Raw genomic sequence first — 26,145 nt, 5'->3', positions numbered from 1 at the left:
CGCATGACCGCTGACATCATCCGCCCCGAAATCCGCGCGCTTTCCTCGTACCACGTGCAGAACGCGGCGGGTATGATCAAGCTTGATGCAATGGAAAATCCGTTTGCGTTTCCCGAGGCGCTTCGCGGCGGTCTCGCGCAGGCGCTGGCGACTGCGTCATTGAATCGCTATCCACCTGCCGGGGCTGAAGCACTGAAAAACGAAATCCGCGTGGCGATGCACATTCCGGACGGACTGGACATTTTGCTGGGCAATGGCTCCGACGAAATCATCCAGTTGATCGCCATGGCAGTCGCCAAGCCCGGAGCCCGTCTGTTGTCGGTGGAACCCGCGTTTGTGATGTTCAAAATGATCGCCACATTCTGCGGGCTCAACTACATTGGCGTGCCGCTACGTGCCGATTTCAGGCTCGATCAGGGCGCGATACTCGCCGCCATCGATCGCGAACAGCCGGCGCTTACGTTCATCGCGTGTCCAAACAACCCGACGGGGAACCTGTTTGACCGTGTCGCCGTCCGCGAGATCATCGCCGCAACGTGTCAGTACGGCGGCTTGGTGGTGATTGACGAAGCCTATTTCGCCTTTTCCCCCGAGTCATTCCTCGACGAGATTGCCACACATCCAAACGCAGTACTCATGCGCACTGTCTCCAAGCTGGGGCTCGCGGGAATCCGCCTCGGGATGCTCATTGGACGCCCGGAATGGCTCGCCGAATTCGACAAACTGCGATTACCCTACAATATCAATGCGCTCACCCAAGCTGCTGCCATATTTGCCATGCGGCATTACGATGCGTTTCTTCTGCAAGCCGAGACACTCAAGGCAGAGCGCGCACGCGTGGCCGCGGAAATCGATCGCATCGAATCTATCCAGCGCTTTCCGTCCGACTCCAATTTCATTCTGATTCGAGTGCCCAATGCGACGCAAACCTTTGAGCGCCTGCTCTCGCGTAAAATCCTTGTTAAGAATACCAGTCTTTCACATTCGTTGCTGACCAATACATTGCGCCTCACCGTCGGTACACCCGCCGAAAATGATGCCCTCATTGCCGCCCTCCAAAATTCGATCTGACCATGAGAACTGCCGAAGTCACCCGCAACACCAAGGAAACACAGATTCTTGTCGCCATCAACCTTGATGGCAAAGGCGAGTCGACGCTCGATTCAGGCATCCCGTTTCTGGACCACATGCTGGACCAGGTGGCCCGGCATGGCATGATCGATATTGACCTGAAAGCGACCGGTGACCTGCATATCGATGCGCACCACACTGTCGAGGATGTCGGCATTACCTTCGGCCAGGCGGTTGCGAAAGCGCTCGGCGACAAGATCGGTATTCGCCGCTATGGGCATGCCTATGTGCCACTCGACGAGGCGTTGTCGCGCGTGGTGATCGATCTTTCCGGTCGCCCTGGGCTCGAGTATCACGTCGATTACACGCGCGCCCGCGTCGGCGAATTTGATGTCGATCTTTTCATCGAGTTCTTCCAGGGCTTCGTCAATCACGCGCTCGCCACCTTGCATATCGACAATCTGCGCGGCGTCAATTCACACCATCAGGCCGAGACCATCTTCAAGGCCTTTGGCCGGGCGCTGCGTATGGCTTGCGAGGCCGATGCGCGGGCGGCGGGCGTGTTGCCCTCCACCAAAGGTTCCCTCTGATTCCCTGAGCCCCTGACTCCCTGAGTCCTGGTATGAAAAAGCTGGTCGTCGTCGATTATGGAATGGGCAATTTGCGTTCGGTCGCCAAGGCGTTCGAATTCGTTGCGTGCGAGGCGGCTGTCCCCGTGGAAGTGCTGATCAGCGGCTCACCCGACGTCGTCAGCGCAGCAGACCGGGTAGTTTTCCCCGGGCAAGGCGCCATGCCCGACTGCATGCGCCATCTACGGGAAAGCGGACTCGAAGCCGCGGTTCGGCAGGCGGCCGCGGAAAAACCGTTTTTTGGCGTGTGTGTGGGCATGCAGATGCTGTTCGACAATTCGGAGGAAGGCGATACCGCCGGGCTAGGCATTTTCCCTGGGACCGTGAAGCGTTTTCGACCGATCGATCACGCGCTTAAAGTGCCACATATGGGCTGGAACGAGGTCAATCAAACTTCGTCGCATGCTTTGTGGCAAGATATATCCAGTGGTGAGCGTTTTTACTACGTGCATAGTTACTATTGCGATCCATCGAACCCGAAGGACACAACGGCAACAACCAATTATTCAGGGCACTTTACGGCGGCGATTGCGCGCGATAATATTTTTGCAACCCAATTTCATCCCGAAAAAAGCCACCACGCCGGACTCACGCTATACAGGAATTTCCTGAACTGGCATCCTTGATCGCGCGAACAACCCGAACCAGTACGCTCACTCCACGCCAACCTGATCTCAAGCCTCCTTTTCTTCTCATACCTACGACGATGTTGATCATCCCGGCCATCGATATCAAAGACGGAAAGTGCGTGCGCCTTGAACAGGGCGACATGAACTCCGCAACCATCTTTTCCGACAAAGCGGGCGAGACCGCGGGCAAATGGAAAGGGCTTGGCGCGCAGCGCTTGCACGTAGTCGATTTAAACGGCGCCTTCGCCGGCAAACCCAAGAATGAAGCGGCCATCAAGGAAATCGTTGCCGCGATGGACGATGAAGTGCCGATTCAACTGGGTGGCGGTATTCGCGACCTTGAAACCATCGAGCGCTACCTTGATGACGGTATAACCTGGATCGTCATCGGCACCGCCGCCGTAAAGAGCCCGGGCTTTTTGCACGAAGCCTGCGATGCGTTTCCGGGGCACATCATTGTCGCCCTCGACGCAAAGGACGGCAAAGTGGCGACCGATGGCTGGTCGAAACTGACCGGTCACGATGTTATCGATCTCGCCAAGCGCTTTCAGGACTATGGCGTCGAAGCGGTTCTATATACCGACATCGGACGCGACGGCATGATGACGGGCGTCAATATCGAGGCAACCGTCAAGCTGGCAAAGGAGCTTACTGTTCCGGTCATCGCCAGCGGCGGACTCAACAGCCTTGAGGACGTGAAAAAATTGATGGCCGTGCAGGACGAAGGCATCATGGGGGTCATCACTGGCCGCGCGATTTATGAGGGCACACTTGATTTCCAGAAGGCGGTCGCCCTTGCGACGAGGCCGGGCGCCTGAACGCCGCGTCATTCGCAAAACTCTGGTACTGGCGCGCTTTTCCAGCCATTTTTCGCCTGCAAGCCGCACCAGCGCTTGAGTTTGGCAAACGGATACGGTTTACACATGCTCGCCAAAAGAATCATTCCCTGCCTGGACGTCAATGCCGGCCGCGTCGTCAAAGGCGTCAATTTCATCAATCTGCGCGACGCCGGAGACCCGGTCGAAGTCGCCAAGCGTTACAACGATGAAGGCGCGGACGAAATCACGTTTCTCGACATCACGGCAAGTTCGGATCAGCGCGGCCTGATTCTGGATATTATCGAGCGCGTGGCGGATCAGGTATTTATTCCCCTGACCGTTGGGGGCGGCATTCGCGTTGTCGATGATGTGCGCCGCCTGATGAACGCGGGTGCCGACAAAATCAGCATCAACACCTCAGCCGTGACCAACCCTGATCTCGTGAAGGCTGCCGCCGATCGTTTTGGATCGCAGGCGATCGTGGTCGCAATCGATGCGCGCAAACGCGTCAACAGTGAGGGATGGGAAGTGTTCACGCACGGCGGTCGCACGCCAACCGGTCTCGATGCCATTCAGTGGGCGCAACGCGTCACGGAATTGGGGGCCGGGGAAATTCTCTTGACCAGCATGGATCGTGACGGCACCAAATCCGGCTTCGATCTGGCGCTGACCCGCAACGTGGCCGAAGCCGTAAGCGTGCCGGTGATTGCGTCGGGTGGCGTCGGCACGCTCGATCATCTTGCCGAGGGCGTGATTGAGGGCAAGGCCGATGCGGTATTAGCCGCGAGCATTTTTCATTTTGGCGAATTCACCGTTGGACAGGCGAAGCGGCATATGGCGGCGCGCGGCATCGAGATGAGACTGTAATGGACGACGCAAATACGCAACTGCTCGATCAGGTCAAATGGAACGAAAAGGGACTGGTCGCCGCCATCGCGCAGGACGCCACAACGCTGGAAGTCCTGATGCTGGCGTGGATGAATCGCGAATCGCTGCAACTCACGCTTGATACCGGCGACGCACATTACTGGTCACGTTCGCGGCAGGCGCTTTGGAAAAAAGGCGAGACATCCGGCCACTTTCAGCACGTGAAGCAACTGCGCCTTGATTGCGACGGCGATGCGCTGCTACTCACGGTGGAACAAGTCGGCGGCATTGCCTGTCACACCGGACGCCGGCGATGTTTCTACCAGTTGCTTGAAGACGGCCGCTGGGCGATCCATAACGATCATGAGCCCGTGCTAACATCGCCAGGCAAATTCACTGAGTAGAAAACAGATGGCACAAATCAACAATCATAGCGATATTCTGTTCCGGCTTGAAACGCTATTGTACGCACGCAAGCATGTCGCACCGGGTTCCTCCTATGTGGCATCCCTTTACGCAAAGGGGTTGGATGCGGTGCTGAAAAAAGTCGGAGAGGAAGCCACAGAAGCGATACTCGCCGCGAAGAGTGATGACGCGATGCATCTCACGCGCGAGGCGGCCGATCTGTTGTTTCATACGCTGGTCATGCTGGCCGCAAAGGATATCGCGCTTGCCGACGTGTTGGCGGAACTGGAGCGGCGCGAAGGTATATCGGGACTGGAAGAAAAGAAAGCGCGGGCAGGCGGATGAAAACCAACGACACCATATTCGGCAAAATTATTCGGGGCGAAATTCCCTGTCAGAAGGTCTATGAAGACGACGAAATGCTCGCTTTTCACGATATCCAGCCGGCCGCCGAAGTCCATTTCCTGATCATCCCGAAAAAATTCATTCCCTCGCTTGCCGAAACCACAGCAGGCGATTCGGTGCTCCTTGGGAAAATGCTGGCGCTCGCGCCCATCCTGGCGAAGGAGCAAGGCCTCACCGATGGCTTTCGTACCGCGATCAACACCGGGCGACTGGGGCGTCAGGACGTGTATCATTTGCACATACATGTATTTGGCAACAAACCGGGTGGCGAACCACTCAGAGTGATGCTCGGCAAGTAGCGCTGGCGCGTGGTGACCCTGTCTTGGCAGGGGCGCAAGGCGCAATTGCACCTTGCCGCCATTTCGGCGATTCGTCCAGTGCGGCGTCACGCCAACAATTGAATTCAAGGAGATGATCATGGGTAGTTTCAGCATCTGGCACTGGCTCATCGTACTGGTCATCGTACTGGTGATTTTTGGCACCAAGAAACTGCGTAATATTGGTAGCGACCTGGGCGGTGCCGTAAAAGGTTTCAAGGACGGCATGAAGGGTGAAGGCGAAACCGAAGGCGCCAAAAAGCCTGAACAGGTTTCCGGGACCACGTTCGAAGGCGAAGTGAAGGACAAGCAAAAGAGCTGATGAGTGGAATTTCCTGACGCTTGCCGCATGAGAGGTCGCGCGTTACGTTTGCATTTGCGTTTACCTTTTGTGCCGGTCGCTATGCGCGTATCGTGTCACGACTGCCAACTCTTCTGCGCCCACTGTCGACTAACACCTCATGTTTGACTTCGCTTTCTCCGAACTCGTCGTCGTCGGCGTGGTTGCGCTCGTCGTGCTCGGTCCCGAGCGCTTGCCGAAAGTTGCGCGCACCGCCGGGCACCTGTTCGGGCGCCTGCAGCGCTATGTCGCCACTGTCAAGGCGGATCTCAATCGCGAGATTGATATGTCGGAACTTTCCAAGGTCAAGCAGGAAGTGCAGGAGGCCGCACGCGCATTTGAAAAGAGCGCGCAGGAGCATGCCCAGTCGGTCGAGGCCGAGGCGCGGGCGGTAAGTGCGTCACTTGAGCCCCCGGCGACCGACACGTCCGTTATCACGACACCGCCCACCCAGTCGGAATTGCTTGCCACACAGGAACAGGGTTTGACTGGTGACGTCGACACCGCCGCGCCGGCGGCTCCTGTTCCACGCGTTCGGCCATACATGCGGGCCGATCTGCCTGCCGCGGAACCTGGGAAGCAAGGCATGCTTGATCTCGGCATCGAACCCACGCGCCGCTCGCTTTCCTGAGGGCTGACGCGTCATGAACGAAACCGCGCACGACACCTTCATCTCCCACCTGATCGAACTGCGCGACCGCTTGATCCGGGCGCTCATCGTGTTTGGGGTGTTGTTTTTTGCGTCCTTCTTCTGGCCAACCTGGCCAGTGCTGTATGCGCTGTTTGCGCAGCCATTGATGGCTGCGCTGCCCACGGGTGGCCAGATGATCTCCACCGACGTGGTGGGAGTATTTTTGGTGCCGATGAAGATTGCGGCGCTTACGTCATTCCTGATCATGCTGCCCTATGCCCTTTATCAGGCATGGGCATTCATCGCGCCCGGCCTCTATCAGCATGAGAAAAAATTTGTCATGCCGCTGGTGTTTTCTTCAACGTTGCTGTTTTTCGCCGGCATGGCATTCGCCTACTTTCTCATCTTTCCAATGGTGTTCAAATTCATGGCGTCTTTCGCGCCACAGGGGGTCGCATGGATGACGGATATCGAAAAGTATTTCGGATTTGCGCTGTCGATGTTCCTGGTGTTCGGCATCACTTTTGAAACACCTGTGGTCGTGGTACTGCTGGTGAAAATGGGCATCATTTCCGTCGAAAAGCTGAAGGAGATCCGTCCCTATGTTTTCGTGGGGGCATTCATTGTCGGTGCGATATTTACGCCGCCGGACGTGCTTTCGCAGTTCGCTTTGGCCGTGCCGCTTTACGTGCTCTACGAGACCGGCATACTTTGCGCGCAACTGCTGGTCAAAGCCAAGCCCGCCGAAGCGGAGTCGCCACAGGGCTAGTTCTTGGCGCGAGGAGGGCGCGGGCGCTTGGCGACGTTTACCGCCAGCTCGACATCTTTTTGTTGGCGCGTGACCGTGAATTTTGCGTCTTCGCCGGGCTTGAGCGCGGCGATGATGGCCATGGCCGCAACGCTGTCCTGAATCGATTTTCCCTGGATTTGGCTAATGACGTCGCCCACTTTCATGCCGGCTTTGTCGGCCGGCCCGCCACGGTTCACTTGTGCGACCAGCGCGCCGCGCGCAGCCTTGAGCTTCAACGTGTCCGCCAATTCGGGGGTGATATCCTGTGGCGCAATGCCAATGAAGCCCCTGGTTACGGAGCCTTCAGCGATGATTTGCTCCATCACATCCTTTGCCATGGAAACGGGAATCGCAAAGCCGATGCCCAGCGAACCGCCCGTCTGCGAGTAGATAACACTATTGACGCCAATGAGATTGCCGTTGACGTCCACCAACGCGCCGCCGGAATTGCCGGGATTGATGGCGGCGTCGGTCTGGATGAAGTTCTCATAGCGATTGATGCCAAGCCGGTTGCGTCCCAGCCCGCTGATAATTCCCATCGTCACGGTCTGTCCCACGCCAAATGGGTCACCAATCGCCAATACCACATCTCCCACCTGCGCTTTCTCGGACTGGCCAAGTGTAATAGGTGTCAGCCCCTTGCCTTCGACCCGCAAGACGGCGAGATCGGTTTCGGGATCGGTCCCGACTACTTTCGCCGGTATCACCCGACCGTCCGCAAAGGCGAGCTGAATGTCACTTGAACCGCTGACGACGTGATCATTGGTGAGTACGTAGCTGCCCTTGTCATCGGCATTGATAATCACACCTGAGCCCAGGCTCCCGCGCATTTCGAAATCGTCGCCGGATTCTTCGGACTGGCCGAAAAAACGCCGCAAAAGCGGGTCATTCATAAGGGGATGATTTTGGGTGCGCACTTCGCGCGAAGACGAAATATTGACGACCGACTGCATGGCGCGTTTAGCGGCATCCGCGTAACTGGCGCGCGCGCTTCCAGGATTGGCCACAGTCAGTAGCCCGCCGGGAGGCGAGCCGGATTCGCGGATTTCAACCACATTGCGACGCAACGGACTCCAGTCCGGGCGGATGAGGGTAATGACAAACACCACTGCAAGCGTGATGGCGACAAATTCCGCGAAAATTAACCAGAGGCGACGCATAGTTGGGCAAATAAATGACTGAACGGTAAGTATGGGGGGCCAGTCACCCTTTTTCAAGCAAAGAAAAAGGCAGCGGCGACGCCGCTGCCTTCGAGAACACCGTGAAGCTGTAAGTACCTACTTCTTTAAAGAGTCACGTATTTCGCGGAGTAACGTAATATCTTCCGGCGTTGCTGGTGGCGGCGCTTCTTTCTTCAGGCGATTCATTTGCTTGACCATCAGGAAGATGATGAATGCCAAAATCGCAAAATTCAATGCGATGGTGATGAAATTACCATAGGCGAATACCGGGACCCCCGCCTTTTTCACTGCCTCCAGGGTCATCGTCGTTCCCGGCGGAATATCCTTCAATGCGACAAACAAATCGGAGAAATTCAGATTCCCCAGCAATCGGCCTACGACCGGCATGATGAGATCGCCGATGATCGAATCGACGATTTTGCCGAATGCGCCACCAATAATGACGCCAACCGCAAGATCCATCACATTCCCCTTAACTGCAAATTCCTTGAATTCCGACATAAAGCTCATGATTACCCCTCGTAAATGAAATTTCATTGGTACCTGTATGGCGGAAACACTATATTCACGCGTCCTACGGGTGTCAACGCAAAAGGCAGGTACAACTGTTATCAATTGTCTCGCTGGCTGGCTGCCAAAACTTGCCCTAATTCGCGCCGGGGGCTTTAAGTTTGCAGGTGCAATCGGATAAAATAAGGGGTTGGTTTCCCATCCCTCTGCCGTGCATGGCAATTTTTTGCCGCCTCCGGCACCAAATCGCGAAAAAGAACCGATTCCATGAGTGCTATTGTCCTGAATGAAGTTGATCCCAAGAAGCGCCGTTTCCTTATCGCCGCCACCTCGGTTGTGGGTGCTGGCGCGGCGGTTGCGGTGGCGGTGCCATTCGTTGGCAGCATGTTCCCGTCCGCCCGGGCGCTCGCCGCAGGCGCACCGATAGAAGTGGATCTGGTCAAGATTGAGCCAGGCCAGATGCTGACAGTTGAGTTCCGTGGTGCCCCGCATTGGGTCATCAAGCGCACGCCGGAAATGCTTGCGCAACTCGCCAAGAACGACAAGTTGCTGGCTGATCCCAAGTCCGAAGGCTCCAAGCAGCCTGAATACGCGAAGAACGAGGCGCGCGCCATGAAGCCGGAGATTTTCGTCGCCCGCGGCGTATGCACCCACCTGGGTTGCTCTCCAACCTTTCGCAAGGAAATCGCCGCCGCCGATCTTGGCGCCGACTGGCCAGGCGGCTTCTTCTGCCCATGCCATCAGTCGAAGTTCGACATGTCCGGTCGCGTATTCGCCGGTATGCCTGCACCGACCAATCTGGTTATCCCGCCCTACAAATTCCTCGCCGACAGCAAATTGCTGATTGGTGATGATTCCAAAGCCTGAGGAAAAGAATCATGGCAAACGTCACCAAACAAGCGATTGAACCACCGATGGGCGGTCCACTGGGCAAGGCGATTGTCTGGGTCGATGAGCGGTTTCCGCTTATGGCCCTCTGGAAGGCGCACGCGTCCGAATACTATGCGCCGAAGAATTTCAACTTCTGGTACTACTTTGGCATCCTTGCGACAGTCGCGCTGGCGATCCAGATTGTCACCGGAATATTCCTGACGATGAACTACAAACCCGATGCGAAGCTGGCATTTGCCTCTGTTGAATTCATCATGCGCGATGTGTGGGGCGGCTGGGTAATTCGCTATATGCATTCCACCGGGGCGTCGATGTTCTTTATCGTCGTATACCTGCACATGATGCGCGGCCTGATGTACGGCTCATACCGCAAGCCACGCGAATTGCTGTGGATTTTCGGCTGCCTGATTTACCTTTGCATGATGGCGGAAGCCTTCTTCGGCTATTTGCTGCCATGGGGGCAGATGTCCTATTGGGGTGCGCAGGTCATCATCAATCTGTTTGGCGCGATACCTTTCATCGGCGAGGACCTTTCGATTTGGATTCGCGGCGACTTCACCATCGGCGACGCAACGTTAAATCGATTCTTCGCGTTTCATGTCATTGCCGTCCCGCTGGCACTGCTGGGCCTCGTGGTGGCTCATTTGATGGCGCTCCATGAAGTCGGGTCCAACAACCCCGATGGTATTGAAATCAAGAAGGACCTGTCTCCGGATGGCACACCCAAGGACGGTATCCCGTTCCATCCTTATTACACGGTGAAGGACACCGTTGGCACGGTGGTGTTCCTGGCAGTATTCGCGGCAATCATGTTCTTCGCGCCGGACATGGGCGGCTATTTTCTCGAAGGGCCAAATTTCGTTCAGGCTGATCCGTTAACGACGCCCGTGCACATCGCGCCGGTGTGGTATTTCACGCCGTTCTACGCCATGTTGCGTGCCGTGCCTTCAATGTTCGGCTCCCAGTTCCCCGGTGTTGCCGTCATGGGCGCCGCGGTCATGATCCTGTTCGCACTACCGTGGCTGGATCTCGGCAAGGTCAAATCGGTGCGGTACCGCGGTCCGATTTACAAATGGTTCCTTGCGGCCTTTGTATTCAGCTTTCTTATCCTCGGTTATCTGGGAACGGTGCCGACCACGGTATGGGGACAACTGCCCAAAGGGCTGCCTCTCTTAGGCGGCGCGGATACGGGAACACTGGTCGCACGCATCCTGACAGCGGTCTATTTTGCCTTCTTCGTCCTGATGCCGTGGTACACCAGGATAGACAAAGAATTGCCCGAACCGGAAAGGGTGACTTACTAATGAACACCGCACCTTTCATACTTTGCAACATCCTGCACGCCATGCGTTCGCTCACGTCGGTTGCCTTGGCGGCCTTGGCGATCACCAGCACCAGTGCGTTTGCTTCTGGTGGCGAATTAGCGCTCGACAAGGCGCCGATCAACCTGAACGATCAGGCGTCGCTGCAGCGTGGCGCGCGTAATTTCGTCAACTATTGCCTCAACTGCCACAACGCCGCTTTCATGCGTTACAGCGCGCTCACGAAAATCGGCCTGTCGGAGCAGCAAATCCGCGACAACCTGATGTTCACAACTGAAAAATTTGGCGATACGATGGTATCGGCGCTTGATCCCAAGGATGCCAAGGACTGGTTTGGTGTCCTGCCACCCGACCTCACCTTGGTCGCACGTGTGCGTGGCTCGGATTGGCTGTATACCTTCCTGCGCAGTTTTCATCGGGATGACGCATCACCCAGCGGCTGGAATAATGTGATTTTCAATAACGTGGCCATGCCGCATGTGCTGCACGATTTGCAGGGTACGCAAATATTGGCGAAAGCAGGCGAAAAGCCTGGGCACGGCGGTCAGATGGAACCGGTGATGAAATTGGCTGTCGATCGTACAGGCACCTTGAGCCCAGCCGAGTACGACCAGTTTGTCGTCGACCTCGTGAACTACCTGACCTACATGGCCGAACCGGCGCGTGTACAGCGTGGCCAGATCGGCATTCTTGTGCTGTTCTTCCTTACTCTCCTATTCTTCGTCAGTTTGTGGTTGAAGCACGAATACTGGAAAGACGTCAAATAGCGACCGTAACGTCAATCCAGGCCGCCAGCCGCGCTTTCATGCGCGGCTTGGCATTTGAAGAACTTGCTAGCAGCCTGTCGGACTTAGAAAATCGAAGCGAAAAATGATATGGGTGAGGGCAGATTTTCACGGTTTTCAAGCCAATGCTGTTCCATTGGCGCTGAAAAGCGGGGAAATATGCACCGGCCAAATCATTTTGCAGCCGATTTCCTCTAAGTCCGACAGGCTGCTAGATTCACATAACTAGAAAACAGGTAAGCCGCCATGATGACCTTGTACTCGGGGACCACGTGTCCATTCAGCCACCGTTGCCGTATCGTGCTTTATGAAAAAGGCATGGATTTCCAGATACTAGACGTCGACCTGATGAACAAGCCGGAAGATCTCGCGGTGATGAACCCGTACAACCGCACACCGGTGCTCGTTGAACGCGATCTGATCCTGTACGAATCGAACATCATTAACGAGTACATCGACGAGCGTTTTCCGCACCCGCAACTAATGCCCGCTGATCCGGTCATGCGCGCCCGCGCCCGTCTGATTCTGTTCCGCATGGAAAATGAAATTTTCAATCATGTCGATCTTCTTGAGCGCGGCAAGCCAAACCAGCACGACAAGGCGCGACTTTATATTCGCGAGAACCTGATTCAGCTGGCGCCAATTTTCGTTAAGCAAAAGCACATGCTGGGCGATGAATTCTCGATGCTCGATGTCGCGATCGCGCCGTTGCTTTGGCGTCTGGAGCACTATCACGTTGACATGCCCAAGGCGGCGGCACCTCTGCTGAAATACGCTGAACGGCTGTTCTCGCGCCAGGCGTTTATCGATTCCATGACGGCGTCTGAAAAGGCGATGAGGAAGTGATTCGTGCATTTGCAATGCAAACGCACGAATCTCCCTGAGGGTTACAAGGAAGCTGTCCTGCAATGAGCCTGTTTCATGGCTGAACTCTCCACCAAGCCCTACCTCATCCGCGCTATCTACGAATGGTGCGCGGACTGTGGCTTCACGCCTTACCTGAGCATCAAAGTTGACGCGAACACGCGCGTGCCGATGGAGTACGTGAAAAATGGCGAAATCGTACTTTCCGTGAGTCAGCAGGCGACTCGTAACCTGACGATCGGCAATGATCTTGTCCAGTTTTCGGCCCGGTTCAATGGCGCCTCGCGCGAGATCGCCGTGCCGATTTATGCCGTCCAAAGTATCTTTGCAAGAGAAAACGGGCGTGGCGTTTTCTTTGACCCGGAAATACCCCCCGAGCAGGCGCCGAGCCACGCACCGGCGGGCCCTGCCCTGCAATCGGTGCCGACGCTCGCGGTCGCAAAATTGACGGAAAGCACGCCAATCGCCAAAGCTGACGACGATCAGGGTCCTCCCGACAAACCGAAGACCCCTACGCGCAGCAAATTGCGCATCATCAAATAACAAGCACTGGCGCGGCTTCCCGGGCACTTTCGGCCTGCAGGCCGCGCCCACTATGGGGTTTAATTATCTCAGAAATAGCCGGTACGCGGGATTCGCTGTCTCATCCACGTACTCGTAGCCCAGCGTCTTGAGGAATTTCCTAAAGCCCGATCGTTCGTTAGCGGGCACCTGCAAACCCACCAGAATACGTCCTATATCAGCGCCGTGATTCCGGTAGTGAAAGAGCGTGATGTTCCAACTGGGACTCATGCTGGTCAGGAAGCGCATCAACGCGCCCGGACGTTCCGGAAATTCAAAACGGTAGACAAGCTCATCCTTCGCCAGCGCGGAGCGGCCTCCCACCAAATGCCGTACATGCAGTTTGGCCATCTCGTTTTCGGTGAGGTCAACGGTCTTGAAGCCGTGGCCATTGAAATGTGACACCAGCTTCTTGGCTTCATCGCGCCCGCTCACCGCCACGCCGACAAACAGATGCGCCTGCTTGGCATCCGCGATACGGTAATTGAATTCAGTCACGCTTCTCGGCCCCAGAAGCTCGCAAAAACGCCGAAAACTGCCACGCGTCTCCGGTACGGTGGCACCCAGCAGCGCCTCCTGATGTTCACCGACCTGTGCGCGCTCGGCCACAAAACGCAAGCGGTCAAAATTCATGTTGGCGCCGCAGCAGATGGCGACAAAGGTCTTGTTCCTGCACTTCTCGCGCTCGACATAACGCTTGATGCCTGCCAATGCCAATCCGCCCGACGGCTCCATGATGGAACGCGTGTCCTGAAAAATGTCTTTGATCGCGGCACAGATTTCGTCCGTATCCACCAGCACGATCTCGTCCACCAGTTGCTTTGCCAGCCTGAACGTTTCCACGCCCACCTGTTTCACGGCCACGCCGTCAGCAAACAGGTTGACGTGCGATAGCGTGACGCGCTTGTTTGCCTTCAGGGACTGGTACATTGCATTGGAATCCTCTGGCTCAACCCCAATGATCTTCGTCTTCGGCGAAAGCGCTTTGACGTAGGCGGCGATGCCGGCAATCAGGCCACCGCCGCCGACCGGCACAAAGATCGCATCGATCGGGTGCTGGAACTGCCGCAGGATTTCCATGCCGATCGTGCCTTGGCCGGCAATGACCAGTGGATCATCGTATGGATGGACATAGGTGAGATTCTTCTTCGCCGAAAGCTGCTTGGCATAAAGCCCGGCCTCATGGTAACCGTCGCCTTTCAATATGACCTCTGCACCGCGCCGCTCAACCGCCTGTATCTTGATGGAGGGCGTTGTCACCGGCATGACGATCGTGGCCTTGCAACCGAGTTTCTGCGCGGCCAGCGCGACTCCCTGCGCATGATTGCCGGCCGATGCGCAAATAACGCCGCGCTTCAATTCGGCTGCGGACAAATGCGCCATCTTGTTATAGGCGCCGCGCAGCTTGAAGGAAAATACCGGCTGCAAGTCTTCGCGCTTGAGCAACACCTCATTACCCAATGCTTCCGATATGCCAACGCTTCTGGTCAGCGGGCTCTCGATGGCAACGTCGTACACCCGAGCGCTCAAGATGCGCTTCAAATAATCCTGCTTCACATTTTTTCCTGACAAATGACAATTCTCAGGAGAAATGTAGCAGGATTTCCGCTATTCTTTTGGCTGATCTCCCATTTAAAGTCCCATGGACCAAAACGCTCTCAAACAAGCCGCCGCGAAAGCCGCAATTGCCTATGTGCCGGACGACACAATTATCGGCGTCGGAACCGGTTCCACCGTCAATTTTTTTATTGCCGGAACTGGCTAAGATAGCATCGCGCATCAAGGGCGCCGTTTCCAGTTCGGATGCCAGCACGAAGTTGCTGCGGGAAGCGCGCGTTGAAGTGCTGGAACTGAACGACGCTGGTACGCTTTCGGTATATGTCGATGGCGCGGATGAAATTTCCCGCCAGCTACACATGATCAAGGGTGGCGGCGCGGCGCTCACCCGGGAGAAGATTGTTGCGGCAGCTTCCGGAAAATTTGTGTGCATTGCCGATCAATCCAAGCTGGTTGACATACTCGGAAGATTTCCGCTTCCGGTGGAAGTGATCCCAATGGCGCGAAGCTATGTAGCACGTGAATTGGTGCAACTCGGCGGCCACCCCGAATGGCGGCTGCGCGAGGGTAAAGCGGTCGTCACCGACAACGGCAACTGGATACTGGATGTGCGTGGTATGTCTATCGTCAATCCGATCGAACTCGAAACGGCCATCAACCAGATTGCCGGCGTCGTGACCAATGGCCTGTTTGCACGGCGCGGCGCCGATGTTGCATTGTTGGCGTCGGCGGACGGCGTACAGACGCTGCGTCGTGAACGAGCAGAAACGATACCGGCTTAAGCACTTTGCCGTGGATTTGAACCGCGCGAACGGCGCGCGGTCACATTTCTGTCACACCACGCGCTTACACTCGTACAATTCCCGAACACACTATTTCAAGCCGAATCATGCCCAGCGAACACATCTCGAAAAAATTTGATGCCGAACTCGAAGCATTGCGCTCGCGCGTACTGCAAATGGGTGGCCTCGTCGAACAGCAGATCAGTCGCGCAATGGACGCCCTTGCGGCAGGCGATATGGAGTTGGCAGATCAGGTAATTGTCGACGACCATCGTGTAAATGCACTGGAAGTCGCCATCGACGACGACTGTATCCACATCATCGCCAAACGCCAGCCTACCGCGAGCGATCTGCGGATGGTAATGACGGTGGTTAAAACCATCACCGATCTGGAACGCATCGGCGACGAAGCGCAGAAAATCGCCCGCATGGCGAAGCTCATTCACGCGCATGATCGGCGGTTGTCGACGCGCTTCTCCGAAATTCGCTACGCCAGCACGGTTGCGCTCGATATGCTGAAAACCGCGCTGGATGCGTTCGCGCGGCTGGATATCAGCGCCGCGGCCAAGGTCGTCAAGCAGGACCAGGTTGTCGATGAGCAATTCCGCGGCGTGTTACGGCAGCTCGTCACCTTCATGATGGAAGACCCGCGAACCATATCCGCTGCGATTGAAATTCTGTTCGTCGCCAAAGCCATCGAACGCATCGGCGACCACGCCAAGAACATGTCGGAATACGTGGTCTATCTGGTAAAAGGCAAAGACGTGCGGCACATCACACCGGAAGAATTTGAGCGGGAAACGTCTTCGCTGGACTGATTCCATGCAGGCAAGAAATTGAAAAGCCGCCAGATTTCCTGGCGGCTTTCTTATTTTGGAATGCTTAGCCCGGCGGCGGCACGAATCCCGATGCCTGATCGGCGCCTTCACCGAAGAAATGCCGCGTCATCTGCTCTTCAAGATACTTGCGCGCTTTCTGGTCGGCCAGATTCAGCCGGTTTTCGTTCACCAACCGTTTCTGGTGATCGAGCCAATCCTTCCACGCCTGCTTGGATACCTGCTCATAAAGTTGCTTGCCGATCGGTCCGGGATAGGGTGGAAAATCCAGCCCTTCTGATTCGGCTTTGAGTTTGATGCAATTCACCATTCTTGCCATTTGCTGCTCCAGTATGTTTGCTCGACCAATGCCGTGTGCTACAACGGCTTAGAGTATATTTTTGAACGCCGCGAATAGCTATATGCGGCCTGTTTTTCCTGCGGCAACTTCGAAACGTCGCTTTCGACGAAACCGCGCTCCAGAAACCATTGAGTGGTCTGGGTGGAAAGCACGAACAAGGTCTTGAAGCCCTTTTCCTTGGCGCGTTTTTCGGCAAACGCGAGAATCCGTTCCCCGCGTCCGCCGTCGCGGTAAAACGGGTTCACGGCCAGACACGCCAGCTCCACGGCCTTGTCGTTAGGGAACGGATACAACGCCGCGCAGCCGATGATCTCTTCTTCCTGTTCCAGCACCACAAACCGGTCGATTTCATTTTCGAGCTGCGTCCGGTCGCGTCTTACCAGGATTCCCTGTGCAACCAATGGATCGATGATTGCAAGGATGCCGTCTATGTCCGCCAACGTGGCATCGCGGAGTTTGTCGGGCGATTCCAGCACGATCATGGAACCGATGCCGTGATGGGTGAATAGCTCCATCAATAACGCGCCGTCCACATGGCGGCTGATCAGATGCGCACGCTTGACGCCTTCCCGCACCGCACGGATCGCGCACGGCAGGAACAGGCGAATGTCTTCGGTTTGCCCGCCGTAGCGCACCGAACCCAGTGCCTCTTGCGCTTGCAAGGCGGTAAGTTCAGTCAGCAATTTTTCCTTGCTGTCGGTGACACCCAATGTTTCCGTGAGGAAAATCAGTTTCTCGGCCTTGAGTGCGATGGCAACCGATGTCGCCACATCTTCCAGCGTGCAGTTGAAAATATCGCCCGTGGGTGAAAAACCGATCGGCGAAATCAACACCACTTCATCGTCGTCCAGCCGCCGGTTGATGCCTTCGACATCTACCTTGCGTACTTGCCCTGTGTGCCGGTAGTCCACCCCATCGCGTACGCCAAGCGGCTTGGCGGTGATGAAATTGCCGGACGAGACCCGGATATCGGCGTTGGCCATCGGTGAATTGGCCAGCTCGGTGGAAAGCGTGGCCTCGATCTCCACCCGCACAATGCCATTGGCCTCTTTCACGCACTTCAGCGTGGCGTCATCGGTGACGCGGTTTCCATCGATGATTTGCGAGGTGACGCCGTGCTGTTTCAGCTGGTCCTCGACTTGCGGCCGGGTGCCATGTACCAGCACCACGCGGATTTCCAGGCTCACCAGCACGTTGATGTCGTGGGCGAGCTGCATCAATTCTCCGTCGGAAAGCACCTCGCCGCCAAAGGCGATAACGATGGTGCGTCCGCCAAATTCATGGATGAACGGCGTCGCGCTGCGAAACCACTTCACGAACACTTCGAGTTTTTTGACGTCGTTCTTGGCCATTTTTGAGGTTCCGGCAAAAGGCGCGCTTTCGACGGACGGAAGAATTCAAGGGTGAAACCGGCAACGCGAATTTTACGGTATCGCAGCCATCGTTGACCGTCTATCGCAAATCGCCATGCACGGCGTTTATTGTAGCGAGGGCCGCGAGGCCCGCGGTTTCGGCTCGCAGTACGCGCGGACCGAGCCGTACGGACGTTACGCCGGATGTTGCGGCCAGCGTGATCTCTCTTTCCGAGAACCCGCCTTCGGGCCCAATCATGAGGACAAGCGATCGTTCGCTATCGACGGATTCAATCAGCGATCGCGTCGCTTGCGGATGCAACATCAGCCGCACATCATTTGTCGGCAGCGCCAACCAGGCCTCAAGCGTAACTATCTCCGCAACCGGCGGTATGCGATTTCGCCCACATTGCTCGCAGGCTGCCTGTGCGATGGCCTGCCAGTGGGCGGTGCGTTTCTGCGCGCGTTCGCCAGCCAGCTTCAGGGTGGCGCGTTCAGTCGCAATGGGCCGAATCGCACTGGCACCGAGTTCAACCGCTTTTTGCACAATGAGATCCATCTTGTCGCTCGTCGCAAGTGCCTGCACCAGAGTAATTCTCAAGGGCGATTCGCGCTCGACCGGATCAAAGGACAGCAGCCGCAACGATGCCAGTCGCTTGCCGGTGGCGGCAATCACAGCAGACCACTCGCCACCGAGCCCGTCAAACAGCGTAACCGGATCGCCGACGCCCAGACGCAGCACCTGGAAATGCCTGGCAATTTCCTCATTTGCCTCATACAAGAGTTCACCGCACGGTGGACGAGGCAGAGGTTGCGCGGAATAGAAACGGGGGTAGGCCACGGGAGGGGATTGAACAAGGGCGGTGGAGTATTATAGCGGCGCCATACCACCCCTAACCTCATGTCACTCCGAGAATCCGCACCATCGATCGGCGTTGCCGCAAATTATTTTGCGCCGCTCGCCGAAAACAAGTTCCCGCCAGCGCCAATGGTCGATGAAGTCATCGCGCTGGTGCGCGAGGTGTCCGCGCGCGAGCTCATGCCGCGATTCCGGCACGTTCATGCCGAGAAGAAGCACGACGGCTCGCTTGTTACCGAAGCCGATCGCGCGGTGCAGGCTGCTCTGGAGGCGGCATTGCCCGGAATATTTGACTGTCCGGTACTGGGCGAGGAAATGCCCGAACTCGATCAGCGGCGGCTCTGGCGTGAAGCCGAGTGGCTGTGGTGTGTCGATCCGCTTGACGGCACCAGCAATTTTGCCAACGGCAGGCGCTACTTCGGCATTTCGGTAGCGCTGATGCATCACCGCAAGAGTGTTTTTGGCGTGGTGTTCGATCCAAATCTGGACGAGATGTTTCATGCGCATCGCGGCGGCGGCGCGTATCTCGATGGCAAACGTCTCAAGGCGGGGACCACCAAACACCTGGCTGAAGCGTCGATTGAAGTGGGACGCTTCAAGCGCCTGGGCCGGCTGGGCGCGGCGCTATTCGAAAACCGCCCGTTCCGGAAATTGTCGATGAGCGGCGCATCGGTTCTGCAATGGTGTCACATGGCGTGCAGTCGCGTGGACGCGTTTGTGCACGCAGGCGAGCAGCCGTGGGACTATGCCGCCGGTGCACTCGTCCTCGAAGAAGCGGGTGGCCGCATCGCCACGCTGCATCACGACGACTATTGGAAAAGTGACGGCACCGGTGACTGGGCGAAATCGGTCATCGCCGCCCGCCATCCTGCGCTCTTCGATGAGTGGAAACGCTGGATTCGCAATCACCTTTAGTTGACGCGAATTTGCTTACCTCTAGCACTGGAGCGGCTTTTCAGCCATTTTAACGCAGAAAACCGCGCCAGTGCTAGACTTTGCCGGTCCATATCAATCAACAATCGCCGCGCTCGCGGTCGATTTCCTTCAGGCAACACCGCACATCGCATCGCGCCCACAGCAATTTCTGCTATCTTCAGACCCATGGTTCCCGACGCAATCGATCTCACACAAGTACATCGCGCGCTGGTCATCAAGCTGCGCCACCACGGCGACGTGTTGCTGACCTCGCCGGTATTCCAGGTACTCAAGAATCACGCGCCTCACATCGAAATCGACGCGCTGGTTTATCACGATACCCGCGAGATGCTCACAGGGCATCCGGCCATCGCGAACGTATTCACCATTGATCGCGAGTGGAAGCACATGGGGCCGTTGACACAGGCCACGCACGAGATGGGCTTGTACCGTTTACTGCGCGCGCGCAAATACGACCTGGTGATTCACCTGACCGAGCATCCCCGCGGCGCCTGGCTGACGCGCCTGCTGCACCCGAAATACTCCGTCGCACAGCGTGCGCAGGGTATTAACGAGGGTCGCGATTCGCGCTGGTGGAAGAATAGTTTCACTCACACCTTTCCCTCGCCGCGCGCCACCTTCCGCCACACAGTGGAAAGCAATCTCGATGCGCTGCGAAGGCTGGGCATCTATCCGTCGCCGGCTGAGAAAAGGCTCGTGCTCATTCCCGGTGAGGCTGCCGAACAAAAGGTTGCGTCGCTGATGGCGCTGCACAATATCACCGCCGGGCGTTTCATTCATATCCATCCGACGTCGCGCTGGTTTTTCAAAACCTGGCCGGCAGAAAAGTTCGCGCAACTGATTCTCGAATTGGGCCGAAATGGCGAGCGGGTGGTGTTGACCGCTGCACCCGCACCCAACGAGCGCGAGATGATCGCCGTGATCAAAACACAGCTCAAGGCGCCCGTCGTTGATCTGACCGGCTCACTCAGCCTGAAAGAACTCGCCGCGCTGACCGCAAAGGCGCGGGCATTCGTGGGTGTGGATTCCGCGCCCATGCACATGGCCGCCGCCATGCAGACACCGACCGTTGCGTTGTTTGGCCCCTCGGGTGAGGCGCATTGGGGGCCGTGGGAAGTCAAGCATCGTATCGTCGCCTCGGTCGACACGCGCCACACCTGCCGGCCCTGCGGTAACGACGGATGCGGCGGATCGAAAGTCAGCGAGTGTCTGGTCGAGCTACCGGTCGCACAGGTACAGGCCGCGCTGAACGATCTGCTAGCCTCGGAAGTGCACCACCCGGCATGAAGATCGCGTTTATCCGCGCCCGCTACAACCCATTTGGCGGCGCGGAGCGATTCCTGAATAGCGCGGCCGAGGCGCTGCTGGCACAAGGTGATTCCCCGACCATCATCACCCGTTCCTGGCCCGACAGCAGCCACACCGGCATTGAGCACCGCATCATCAATCCGCGCTACGTCACCAAGACCGGACGCGACCGCAGCTTTGCCCGGGCCACCGCCGCACTGCTGGAGTGGGAAAAATTCGACCTGGTGCAATCCTACGAGCGCATGGCCGGCTGCGATGTCTTTCACGCAGTCGATGGGGTTCATGCCGAATGGCTGGTGCAGCGCCAGCGCGTGCAGGGCAGCCTGAAGCGATTGGGCGTACGCATCAATCCGCACCATCGCTATGTGCTGAAGGCCGAACGCGCGATGTACACCTCCGGGAAGCTGAAGGCTGTCATCTGCATTTCGGAAATGGTCAAACGCAATGTCATGCACCACTACGGTGTGCCGGCGGACAGGCTGCACGTCATCTACGGCGACATCGACAACGACCGGTTTCATCCCCGGCTACGCGACGAATATCGCATCGCCCAGCGCAAGGCGCTGAATATTCCCGACGATGCGCCGGTGGCGATTTTTGTCGGCTCCGGTTTCGAGCGCAAGGGCGCAGCCGGTTTCCTGGGCGCCGTGGCGCGTGTGAATGGCCTCTACGGTCTGGTAGTGGGGCACGACAAGCACCTGCCGCGCTACCGCGCGCTTGCCGCGAAGCTGGGACTTGCCGGGCGCGTGATTTTCACCGGCGGCATCAAAGACGTGCGGCCCTATTACGGTGCCAGCGACGTCTACCTGATGCCAACGCTGTACGAACCATTCGGACTGGTGTTTGGCGAAGCGATGGCTTGCGGCCTGCCGGCGATAACCAGCCCGCAGGCCGGTGCGGCGGACTGGATCCGTCACGGCGAGAACGGGTTTATCGTTGATCCGCTCGACATCGCGAGCCTCGCCAGCGCGTTGGAGCGAGCGATCGCCGAACCGGCGATGGGCGCTCGCGCACGCGAAGCAGTTTTGCCATACACGCAGGTCGATACGGCATCACGCTATGCAGCGCTCTACCGGCAATTGCTCGCATAAGGCACGATCGCGACAGGCCGGGACCGACGCCTGCGGAACGGTAAAATAGCGGCAACCCGCGAGAGCCCGCCACAGCGCTGTCTTTCGCAACCTCTGCAACCCCCACAGCGGAATTCCACATGGACAAAGTACTGGTCACCGGCGGCGCAGGATTTCTCGGCTCGCATCTGTGCGATCGGCTGATCGCAAGCGGCGCCGATGTGTTGTGCGTCGACAATTTTTTCACCGGCACCAAATCGAATATCGCGCATCTGCTCGGTAAACCTTATTTCGAGATGATGCGTCACGATGTGACCTTTCCGCTCTACGTCGAAGTAGACCAGATTTACAATCTCGCCTGTCCCGCGAGCCCGATCCACTATCAGTTCGATCCGGTGCAGACCACCAAGACCAGCGTGCACGGCGCCATCAACATGCTGGGCCTCGCCAAACGCACCCAGGCGACCATCCTGCAAGCGTCAACCTCCGAAGTGTATGGCGACCCGGAAATTCACCCGCAGACCGAAGACTATTGGGGACGCGTCAATCCGATCGGCCCGCGCAGTTGTTACGACGAGGGCAAGCGTTGCGCGGAAACCCTGTTCTTCGATTACTACCGCCAGCACAAGCTCGCTATCAAGGTCGTGCGCATTTTCAATACCTACGGCCCGCGCATGCACGCCAACGACGGACGCGTGGTCAGCAACTTCATCGTGCAGGCGCTGCGCGGCGAGGACATCACCATTTATGGCGACGGCCAGCAGACCCGCAGTTTCTGTTATGTCGACGATCTCATCGACGGTATGTTCCGCATGATGAAATCGCCCGCGGAAGTCACCGGCCCCGTCAACATGGGCAATCCGGTCGAGGTGACCATGCTGGAATTGGCCGAGCGCATTTTGCGCCAAACCGGATCGAAATCGAAGTTGTGCACCAAGCCGCTGCCGCAGGACGATCCCAAGCAGCGACAGCCGGACATCAGTGTTGCAAAACGCACGCTCGACTGGCAGCCGAAGGTATCGCTCGAAGACGGGCTGAATGAAACCATTGCGTACTTCAAGCGCGTGCTGTGACCGTGAAGTTCGCCGGCATCATTTGCGCATCCATCCACTGAGCCATGGCCGCCGCTAGCAACCGGGAGCTTTATGCGCGGCTGCTGACCTACGTGAAGCCCTATCGCCTGGCGTTCGCGGGCAGCGTGCTGGCGATGGTGGTCGGTGGCGCGGCGCAAGGCTCGTTTGCGTATTTCCTGAACAAGCTGCTGGACAAATTGTTCGTGGAAGGCAACGAGCAATACGCCCTGATTGCCGCCATCGGCATCGTGCTCATTTTCCTGATCAACGGGCTGTCGCATTTCATCGCCGGCTACGGCATGCAGTGGGTCGGGAACAAAGTCATTCTCGATTTCCGCAGCCAGATGTTCCAGCGCCTGATCCGCCTGCCGGAACCGTTCTTCAGCCGCACGTCGACCGGCTCACTGATGTCGAAGGTGACTTACGACGTGCTGGGCCTGCAGGAAGCGACCACCAATACCCTGAACGCATCGGTGCGCGGCAGCGTGACGCTGGTCGTCGCACTCGGCTACATGTTCATCCTCAGTTGGAAACTGACGCTCATCATCTTCGCCACCGTGCCGATCCTGGCGCTGATCATCGGTGCATTCGGCAAACGCCTGCGCGAAGTCAGCCGGGAATCGCAAGTTGCGCAGGGGGCGATCACCGACGTGCTGGAAGAATCGATACGCGGCCACAAGGTCATCAAGATCTTTGGCGGCGAACAATACGAAGCCGCGCGCTTTGACGCCTCGGCCAACCGCATCCGCAAGCTCAGCATGAAGCACGGCGCCGCCGCCGCCGCCGGCACGCCGTTCACGCACTTCATCGTCTCCATCGCCATCGCGCTCATCGTCTACCTGGCCGCGAGCAAGAGCCTGGGCACCGGCCTCAACGTGGCCGATTTCGTGACCTACATCGTCGCGGCGGCCGGACTGATCCCGCAGATCAAGGGGCTCACCGGCGTCAGTGAGCAAATACAAAAAGGGCTCGCGTCCGCCGAGAGCGTTTTTGCGCTGATCGATGCCAAACCGGAAGCGGACAGCGGAAGCATCACCATTGCGCGCGCAGAGGGCAGAATCGAATTTAATGGCGTCGGGTTGCAATACGAAAACCAGACCGCCCCCGCGCTGCAGGATATCAATCTCGTCATCTCGCCCGGTGAAACGATTGCGCTGGTCGGGCCGTCCGGTGGCGGCAAGACCAGCATCATCAATCTGCTGCCGCGATTCTTTACCCCGAATTCGGGCGCCATCACGCTCGATGGCCACGCGCTGGCCGATATCAAACTCGGCGAATTGCGACGGCAGATGGCGCTGGTGAGTCAGGATGTGGTCCTGTTCAACGACACCGTCGCGGCCAATATCGCCTATGGCGTCGAGGGCGATGTGGACATGGACAAAGTCCGGCGCGCGGCCGAGGCTGGCAATTGCCTCGAATTCATCCAGGCGCTGCCGGAGGGATTCAGCACCAATATCGGCGACAACGGCTCACGGCTTTCCGGCGGGCAGCGGCAACGCCTCGCCATCGCCCGCGCCATTTTCAAGGATGCACCGATCCTGTTGCTCGACGAAGCGACCTCCGCGCTCGACAGTGAATCGGAGCGCGCGGTGCAAAGCGCGCTCGACACCCTGATGAAAGGCCGCACGACGCTGGTGGTCGCGCATCGGCTTTCCACCATTGAGAACGCCGACCGCATCGTTGTGATGGAAAACGGGCGCATCACCGAGATCGGCAGCCATGCCGAACTGCTTGGGCGGAATGGGACTTATGCGGTGCTGCATCGGTTGCAGTTTGCGGGGACCTGAACTTAACGCCTTCTCAAACTCTAGCACTGGTGCGCTTTTCAAGGCCAAAATGCCTGAAAAAACGCTCCAATGCTGGAGTTTACCTGTTTTCTGCTATGAACTGCCGCCGCAGCGAACCGCGTCAAAACGACTGAGCATCCGCATCCACACCCGGCGATGGCATGCCAGGGTGTGAGGAGGGTCGATGCGCCAATGCATCCGCGACTGCGGCAAATACCGTGTCCACTGCAATATCCCCAATCGGTATCGTCTGGTCGGCCCCGGGGCCTGCCAGCGGATGGTCGATCGCATGCAAGGCTGCATGCTGCAGGGGCTTGAACAGCGCGCTGGGCAATGAGGGATGGTACAGCGCCACCATGGGCTTTTGGAGGGCGCTGTAGAGGTGCGTGGGGCCTGTATCAACGCCGATGTACAGGTCGGTCTGCTGCATGATCGCGACCGTTTCACGCAGCGTCAGCTGGCCGGCAAAACTAAACGCTTTGCCCTGCGCTTGTGCCGCCAATTGCAGCGTGCGGGGTCTGTCGTCGGCCGAACCGTAGAGCACAAAGCGCGCGTCGGGCCAGCGTGCGATGATGCGCCGGGTCAATTCGATGAAATGCTCAATGGGCCAATCGCGGTAAGGTTTGGTCGGGAAACTCGCGACCTGCATGCCGATGATCCGCCCCGCCGCGCCGGGCGCCATTCCGGCTTTCGCAAGGTGTGCAATAGCCCATGCGGATTCTGCCGCCGTGACGCGATAGTCGAGACGATAGCCGTCGGCTGGAATGCCCACCGCGTTTGGCAACGACATTGACCACGCCACCGCATGAATGCTCGGCCTGGGTGGCGCGTCGACTGCGCAAAACAGGCGGCTATTCAGTCGCGCATCGGGCTGGCGCACGGCGACCACGTGTTTCGCTTTTCTCAAGGCATAGCGGATCAGCGCGGCGTCGTCACCCCACACGAATGCCCATTCATATTCTGGTCTGCGCAGGACATCTGGCCAGCCTCGATAGAGCGCGTGGTGCTTGGTAATGCCGCCCACTTTGTTGAGGTACGGCAGGTGCTGGATGACCTCCACCCGCTTCGGATGACCGAGGCACGTGATGGCGGCATTGGGGAAGAAACGGGCGATCGCGCGCAGCGCCGGTGTCGCCAGCAACGTATCACCAATGCGCGTTACATTGATGGTCAGAATGCGTTGGGCCGCGGCGGCTTCCTCCGCGGTGATGCGTACCTTGGCTTCCATC

At 57.7% G+C, this 26,145-nt stretch carries 29 protein-coding genes and 1 pseudogene; 23 read left to right on the top strand and 7 right to left on the bottom strand.

The genetic code is table 11. From position 1 onward, the window contains the following. Positions 1–3 precede the first annotated feature (3 nt). From IPP88_05735 to tatC, 11 genes are all read left to right on the top strand, one after another. On the top strand, positions 4–1,071 hold the full coding sequence (locus IPP88_05735; protein ID MBL0122240.1) for a histidinol-phosphate transaminase: 1,068 nt from the start codon (positions 4–6) through the stop codon (positions 1,069–1,071). 2 nt (positions 1,072–1,073) lie between these two features. Next, positions 1,074–1,661 carry an imidazoleglycerol-phosphate dehydratase HisB gene (gene hisB, locus IPP88_05730; protein MBL0122239.1) on the top strand — a complete coding sequence of 196 codons (588 nt, stop codon included), beginning with the start codon at positions 1,074–1,076 and terminating at the stop codon, positions 1,659–1,661. A gap of 32 nt (positions 1,662–1,693) precedes the next feature. Further along, positions 1,694–2,326 carry an imidazole glycerol phosphate synthase subunit HisH gene (hisH, locus tag IPP88_05725; protein ID MBL0122238.1) on the top strand — a complete coding sequence of 211 codons (633 nt, stop codon included), beginning with the start codon at positions 1,694–1,696 and terminating at the stop codon, positions 2,324–2,326. A gap of 80 nt (positions 2,327–2,406) precedes the next feature. After that, the gene (gene hisA, locus IPP88_05720; GenBank protein MBL0122237.1) at positions 2,407–3,147 is read left to right on the top strand and encodes a 1-(5-phosphoribosyl)-5-[(5-phosphoribosylamino)methylideneamino]imidazole-4-carboxamide isomerase; all 741 of its coding nucleotides are present in this window, start codon (positions 2,407–2,409) and stop codon (positions 3,145–3,147) included. A 105-nt stretch (positions 3,148–3,252) separates the two neighbouring features. Next, entirely contained in the window at positions 3,253–4,014 is a 762-nt protein-coding gene (gene hisF, locus IPP88_05715) for an imidazole glycerol phosphate synthase subunit HisF (protein ID MBL0122236.1), read from the top strand. Then, positions 4,014–4,418 (top strand): phosphoribosyl-AMP cyclohydrolase, encoded by a 405-nt coding sequence (gene hisI / locus IPP88_05710; GenBank protein ID MBL0122235.1) that lies wholly within the window; start codon positions 4,014–4,016, stop codon positions 4,416–4,418. The genes hisF and hisI overlap by 1 nt, the downstream gene beginning before the upstream one ends. A gap of 7 nt (positions 4,419–4,425) precedes the next feature. Next, entirely contained in the window at positions 4,426–4,764 is a 339-nt protein-coding gene (locus IPP88_05705) for a phosphoribosyl-ATP diphosphatase (GenBank protein MBL0122234.1), read from the top strand. Further along, the gene (locus tag IPP88_05700) at positions 4,761–5,123 is read left to right on the top strand and encodes a histidine triad nucleotide-binding protein (GenBank protein ID MBL0122233.1); all 363 of its coding nucleotides are present in this window, start codon (positions 4,761–4,763) and stop codon (positions 5,121–5,123) included. Before IPP88_05705 ends, IPP88_05700 begins: the two co-directional genes overlap by 4 nt. A 118-nt stretch (positions 5,124–5,241) precedes the next feature. Then, positions 5,242–5,463 carry a Sec-independent protein translocase subunit TatA gene (gene tatA / locus IPP88_05695; GenBank protein MBL0122232.1) on the top strand — a complete coding sequence of 74 codons (222 nt, stop codon included), beginning with the start codon at positions 5,242–5,244 and terminating at the stop codon, positions 5,461–5,463. A gap of 139 nt (positions 5,464–5,602) precedes the next feature. Beyond that, positions 5,603–6,112, top strand: coding sequence for a twin-arginine translocase subunit TatB (gene tatB / locus IPP88_05690; GenBank protein ID MBL0122231.1), 510 nt, complete (start codon positions 5,603–5,605; stop codon positions 6,110–6,112). A gap of 13 nt (positions 6,113–6,125) precedes the next feature. Further along, on the top strand, positions 6,126–6,881 hold the full coding sequence (tatC, locus tag IPP88_05685; GenBank protein ID MBL0122230.1) for a twin-arginine translocase subunit TatC: 756 nt from the start codon (positions 6,126–6,128) through the stop codon (positions 6,879–6,881). Here tatC and IPP88_05680 read toward each other — a convergent pair. After that, positions 6,878–8,062 (bottom strand): trypsin-like peptidase domain-containing protein, encoded by a 1,185-nt coding sequence (locus tag IPP88_05680; GenBank protein ID MBL0122229.1) that lies wholly within the window; start codon positions 8,060–8,062, stop codon positions 6,878–6,880. The two genes, tatC and IPP88_05680, sit on opposite strands and share 4 nt — an antisense overlap. 117 nt (positions 8,063–8,179) lie before the next feature. Further along, positions 8,180–8,593, bottom strand: a complete 414-nt coding sequence (gene mscL / locus IPP88_05675; GenBank protein ID MBL0122228.1) for a large conductance mechanosensitive channel protein MscL — start codon at positions 8,591–8,593, stop codon at positions 8,180–8,182. Positions 8,594–8,860: 267 nt separating this feature from the next. On the opposite strand from mscL, the gene petA reads away from it, so the two are divergent. The 5 genes from petA to IPP88_05650 all read left to right on the top strand — a co-directional run bounded on the left by petA (position 8,861) and on the right by IPP88_05650 (position 12,998). Continuing rightward, positions 8,861–9,460, top strand: a complete 600-nt coding sequence (petA, locus tag IPP88_05670) for a ubiquinol-cytochrome c reductase iron-sulfur subunit (protein ID MBL0122227.1) — start codon at positions 8,861–8,863, stop codon at positions 9,458–9,460. Positions 9,461–9,507: 47 nt separating this feature from the next. Beyond that, complete coding sequence (locus IPP88_05665; GenBank protein ID MBL0122226.1) at positions 9,508–10,788, top strand: cytochrome bc complex cytochrome b subunit; 1,281 nt, start codon at positions 9,508–9,510, stop codon at positions 10,786–10,788. A 41-nt stretch (positions 10,789–10,829) separates the two neighbouring features. Then, the gene (locus IPP88_05660; GenBank protein ID MBL0122225.1) at positions 10,830–11,573 is read left to right on the top strand and encodes a cytochrome c1; all 744 of its coding nucleotides are present in this window, start codon (positions 10,830–10,832) and stop codon (positions 11,571–11,573) included. Positions 11,574–11,837: 264 nt separating this feature from the next. Next, positions 11,838–12,437, top strand: coding sequence for a glutathione S-transferase N-terminal domain-containing protein (locus tag IPP88_05655; GenBank protein MBL0122224.1), 600 nt, complete (start codon positions 11,838–11,840; stop codon positions 12,435–12,437). Positions 12,438–12,512: 75 nt separating this feature from the next. Beyond that, a complete protein-coding gene (locus IPP88_05650; GenBank protein MBL0122223.1) occupies positions 12,513–12,998 on the top strand; it encodes a ClpXP protease specificity-enhancing factor in 486 nt (161 codons plus the stop codon). A gap of 63 nt (positions 12,999–13,061) precedes the next feature. On the opposite strand, the gene ilvA is transcribed toward IPP88_05650, so the two are convergent. Next, entirely contained in the window at positions 13,062–14,573 is a 1,512-nt protein-coding gene (ilvA, locus tag IPP88_05645; protein MBL0122222.1) for a threonine ammonia-lyase, biosynthetic, read from the bottom strand. An 85-nt stretch (positions 14,574–14,658) separates the two neighbouring features. On the opposite strand from ilvA, the pseudogene rpiA reads away from it, so the two are divergent. Both rpiA and phoU read left to right on the top strand, forming a co-directional pair. After that, positions 14,659–15,355: pseudogene (rpiA, locus tag IPP88_05640) on the top strand (ribose-5-phosphate isomerase RpiA). A gap of 107 nt (positions 15,356–15,462) precedes the next feature. Next, positions 15,463–16,173, top strand: coding sequence for a phosphate signaling complex protein PhoU (gene phoU / locus IPP88_05635; protein MBL0122221.1), 711 nt, complete (start codon positions 15,463–15,465; stop codon positions 16,171–16,173). 64 nt (positions 16,174–16,237) lie between these two features. Here phoU and IPP88_05630 read toward each other — a convergent pair whose 3' ends face one another. The 3 genes from IPP88_05630 to IPP88_05620 all read right to left on the bottom strand — a co-directional run bounded on the left by IPP88_05630 (position 16,238) and on the right by IPP88_05620 (position 18,724). Next, a complete protein-coding gene (locus IPP88_05630; protein ID MBL0122220.1) occupies positions 16,238–16,510 on the bottom strand; it encodes an oxidative damage protection protein in 273 nt (90 codons plus the stop codon). A 38-nt stretch (positions 16,511–16,548) separates the two neighbouring features. Then, a complete protein-coding gene (gene argA / locus IPP88_05625) occupies positions 16,549–17,883 on the bottom strand; it encodes an amino-acid N-acetyltransferase (GenBank protein ID MBL0122219.1) in 1,335 nt (444 codons plus the stop codon). A 100-nt stretch (positions 17,884–17,983) separates the two neighbouring features. After that, positions 17,984–18,724, bottom strand: coding sequence for a 16S rRNA (uracil(1498)-N(3))-methyltransferase (locus IPP88_05620; protein ID MBL0122218.1), 741 nt, complete (start codon positions 18,722–18,724; stop codon positions 17,984–17,986). Between the two features lie 147 nt (positions 18,725–18,871). Between IPP88_05620 and IPP88_05615 the strand changes: the two genes are divergently transcribed. The 5 genes from IPP88_05615 to msbA all read left to right on the top strand — a co-directional run bounded on the left by IPP88_05615 (position 18,872) and on the right by msbA (position 24,916). Then, positions 18,872–19,657, top strand: a complete 786-nt coding sequence (locus tag IPP88_05615; protein MBL0122217.1) for an inositol monophosphatase family protein — start codon at positions 18,872–18,874, stop codon at positions 19,655–19,657. A 186-nt stretch (positions 19,658–19,843) separates the two neighbouring features. Continuing rightward, complete coding sequence (gene rfaQ, locus IPP88_05610) at positions 19,844–20,965, top strand: putative lipopolysaccharide heptosyltransferase III (protein MBL0122216.1); 1,122 nt, start codon at positions 19,844–19,846, stop codon at positions 20,963–20,965. Further along, positions 20,962–22,077, top strand: coding sequence for a glycosyltransferase family 4 protein (locus IPP88_05605; protein ID MBL0122215.1), 1,116 nt, complete (start codon positions 20,962–20,964; stop codon positions 22,075–22,077). The genes rfaQ and IPP88_05605 overlap by 4 nt, the downstream gene beginning before the upstream one ends. A 119-nt stretch (positions 22,078–22,196) precedes the next feature. Then, positions 22,197–23,129, top strand: coding sequence for an SDR family oxidoreductase (locus IPP88_05600; protein ID MBL0122214.1), 933 nt, complete (start codon positions 22,197–22,199; stop codon positions 23,127–23,129). Between the two features lie 44 nt (positions 23,130–23,173). Next, positions 23,174–24,916, top strand: coding sequence for a lipid A export permease/ATP-binding protein MsbA (gene msbA, locus IPP88_05595; protein ID MBL0122213.1), 1,743 nt, complete (start codon positions 23,174–23,176; stop codon positions 24,914–24,916). Between the two features lie 121 nt (positions 24,917–25,037). Here msbA and IPP88_05590 read toward each other — a convergent pair whose 3' ends face one another. Then, positions 25,038–26,144, bottom strand: a complete 1,107-nt coding sequence (locus IPP88_05590; GenBank protein MBL0122212.1) for a glycosyltransferase family 9 protein — start codon at positions 26,142–26,144, stop codon at positions 25,038–25,040. Position 26,145: the final 1 nt, after the last annotated feature.

The sequence above is a fragment of the Betaproteobacteria bacterium genome (assembly GCA_016720925.1).
Classification (GTDB): domain Bacteria; phylum Pseudomonadota; class Gammaproteobacteria; order Burkholderiales; family Usitatibacteraceae; genus UKL13-2.
This window is presented reverse-complemented; position numbering and strand designations above follow the sequence as displayed.

Excerpts from the sequence above, each read along its gene's own strand:
- hisA (MBL0122237.1), top strand. The coding sequence starts at position 2,407 with ATGTTGATCATCCCGGCCATCGATATCAAAGACGGAAAGTGCGTGCGC.
- hisF (MBL0122236.1), top strand. The coding sequence starts at position 3,253 with ATGCTCGCCAAAAGAATCATTCCCTGCCTGGACGTCAATGCCGGCCGC.
- petA (MBL0122227.1), top strand. The coding sequence starts at position 8,861 with ATGAGTGCTATTGTCCTGAATGAAGTTGATCCCAAGAAGCGCCGTTTC.
- hisB (MBL0122239.1), top strand. The coding sequence starts at position 1,074 with ATGAGAACTGCCGAAGTCACCCGCAACACCAAGGAAACACAGATTCTT.
- IPP88_05655 (MBL0122224.1), top strand. The coding sequence starts at position 11,838 with ATGATGACCTTGTACTCGGGGACCACGTGTCCATTCAGCCACCGTTGC.
- IPP88_05630 (MBL0122220.1), bottom strand. The coding sequence starts at position 16,510 with ATGGCAAGAATGGTGAATTGCATCAAACTCAAAGCCGAATCAGAAGGG.
- tatB (MBL0122231.1), top strand. The coding sequence starts at position 5,603 with ATGTTTGACTTCGCTTTCTCCGAACTCGTCGTCGTCGGCGTGGTTGCG.
- IPP88_05605 (MBL0122215.1), top strand. The coding sequence starts at position 20,962 with ATGAAGATCGCGTTTATCCGCGCCCGCTACAACCCATTTGGCGGCGCG.
- IPP88_05700 (MBL0122233.1), top strand. The coding sequence starts at position 4,761 with ATGAAAACCAACGACACCATATTCGGCAAAATTATTCGGGGCGAAATT.
- IPP88_05680 (MBL0122229.1), bottom strand. The coding sequence starts at position 8,062 with ATGCGTCGCCTCTGGTTAATTTTCGCGGAATTTGTCGCCATCACGCTT.
- IPP88_05615 (MBL0122217.1), top strand. The coding sequence starts at position 18,872 with ATGGTCGATGAAGTCATCGCGCTGGTGCGCGAGGTGTCCGCGCGCGAG.
- IPP88_05650 (MBL0122223.1), top strand. The coding sequence starts at position 12,513 with ATGGCTGAACTCTCCACCAAGCCCTACCTCATCCGCGCTATCTACGAA.
- IPP88_05705 (MBL0122234.1), top strand. The coding sequence starts at position 4,426 with ATGGCACAAATCAACAATCATAGCGATATTCTGTTCCGGCTTGAAACG.
- IPP88_05590 (MBL0122212.1), bottom strand. The coding sequence starts at position 26,144 with ATGGAAGCCAAGGTACGCATCACCGCGGAGGAAGCCGCCGCGGCCCAA.
- hisI (MBL0122235.1), top strand. The coding sequence starts at position 4,014 with ATGGACGACGCAAATACGCAACTGCTCGATCAGGTCAAATGGAACGAA.
- phoU (MBL0122221.1), top strand. The coding sequence starts at position 15,463 with ATGCCCAGCGAACACATCTCGAAAAAATTTGATGCCGAACTCGAAGCA.
- hisH (MBL0122238.1), top strand. The coding sequence starts at position 1,694 with ATGAAAAAGCTGGTCGTCGTCGATTATGGAATGGGCAATTTGCGTTCG.
- IPP88_05600 (MBL0122214.1), top strand. The coding sequence starts at position 22,197 with ATGGACAAAGTACTGGTCACCGGCGGCGCAGGATTTCTCGGCTCGCAT.
- msbA (MBL0122213.1), top strand. The coding sequence starts at position 23,174 with ATGGCCGCCGCTAGCAACCGGGAGCTTTATGCGCGGCTGCTGACCTAC.
- mscL (MBL0122228.1), bottom strand. The coding sequence starts at position 8,593 with ATGAGCTTTATGTCGGAATTCAAGGAATTTGCAGTTAAGGGGAATGTG.
- tatA (MBL0122232.1), top strand. The coding sequence starts at position 5,242 with ATGGGTAGTTTCAGCATCTGGCACTGGCTCATCGTACTGGTCATCGTA.
- IPP88_05660 (MBL0122225.1), top strand. The coding sequence starts at position 10,830 with ATGCGTTCGCTCACGTCGGTTGCCTTGGCGGCCTTGGCGATCACCAGC.
- argA (MBL0122219.1), bottom strand. The coding sequence starts at position 17,883 with ATGGCCAAGAACGACGTCAAAAAACTCGAAGTGTTCGTGAAGTGGTTT.
- tatC (MBL0122230.1), top strand. The coding sequence starts at position 6,126 with ATGAACGAAACCGCGCACGACACCTTCATCTCCCACCTGATCGAACTG.
- IPP88_05735 (MBL0122240.1), top strand. The coding sequence starts at position 4 with ATGACCGCTGACATCATCCGCCCCGAAATCCGCGCGCTTTCCTCGTAC.
- rfaQ (MBL0122216.1), top strand. The coding sequence starts at position 19,844 with ATGGTTCCCGACGCAATCGATCTCACACAAGTACATCGCGCGCTGGTC.
- IPP88_05665 (MBL0122226.1), top strand. The coding sequence starts at position 9,508 with ATGGGCGGTCCACTGGGCAAGGCGATTGTCTGGGTCGATGAGCGGTTT.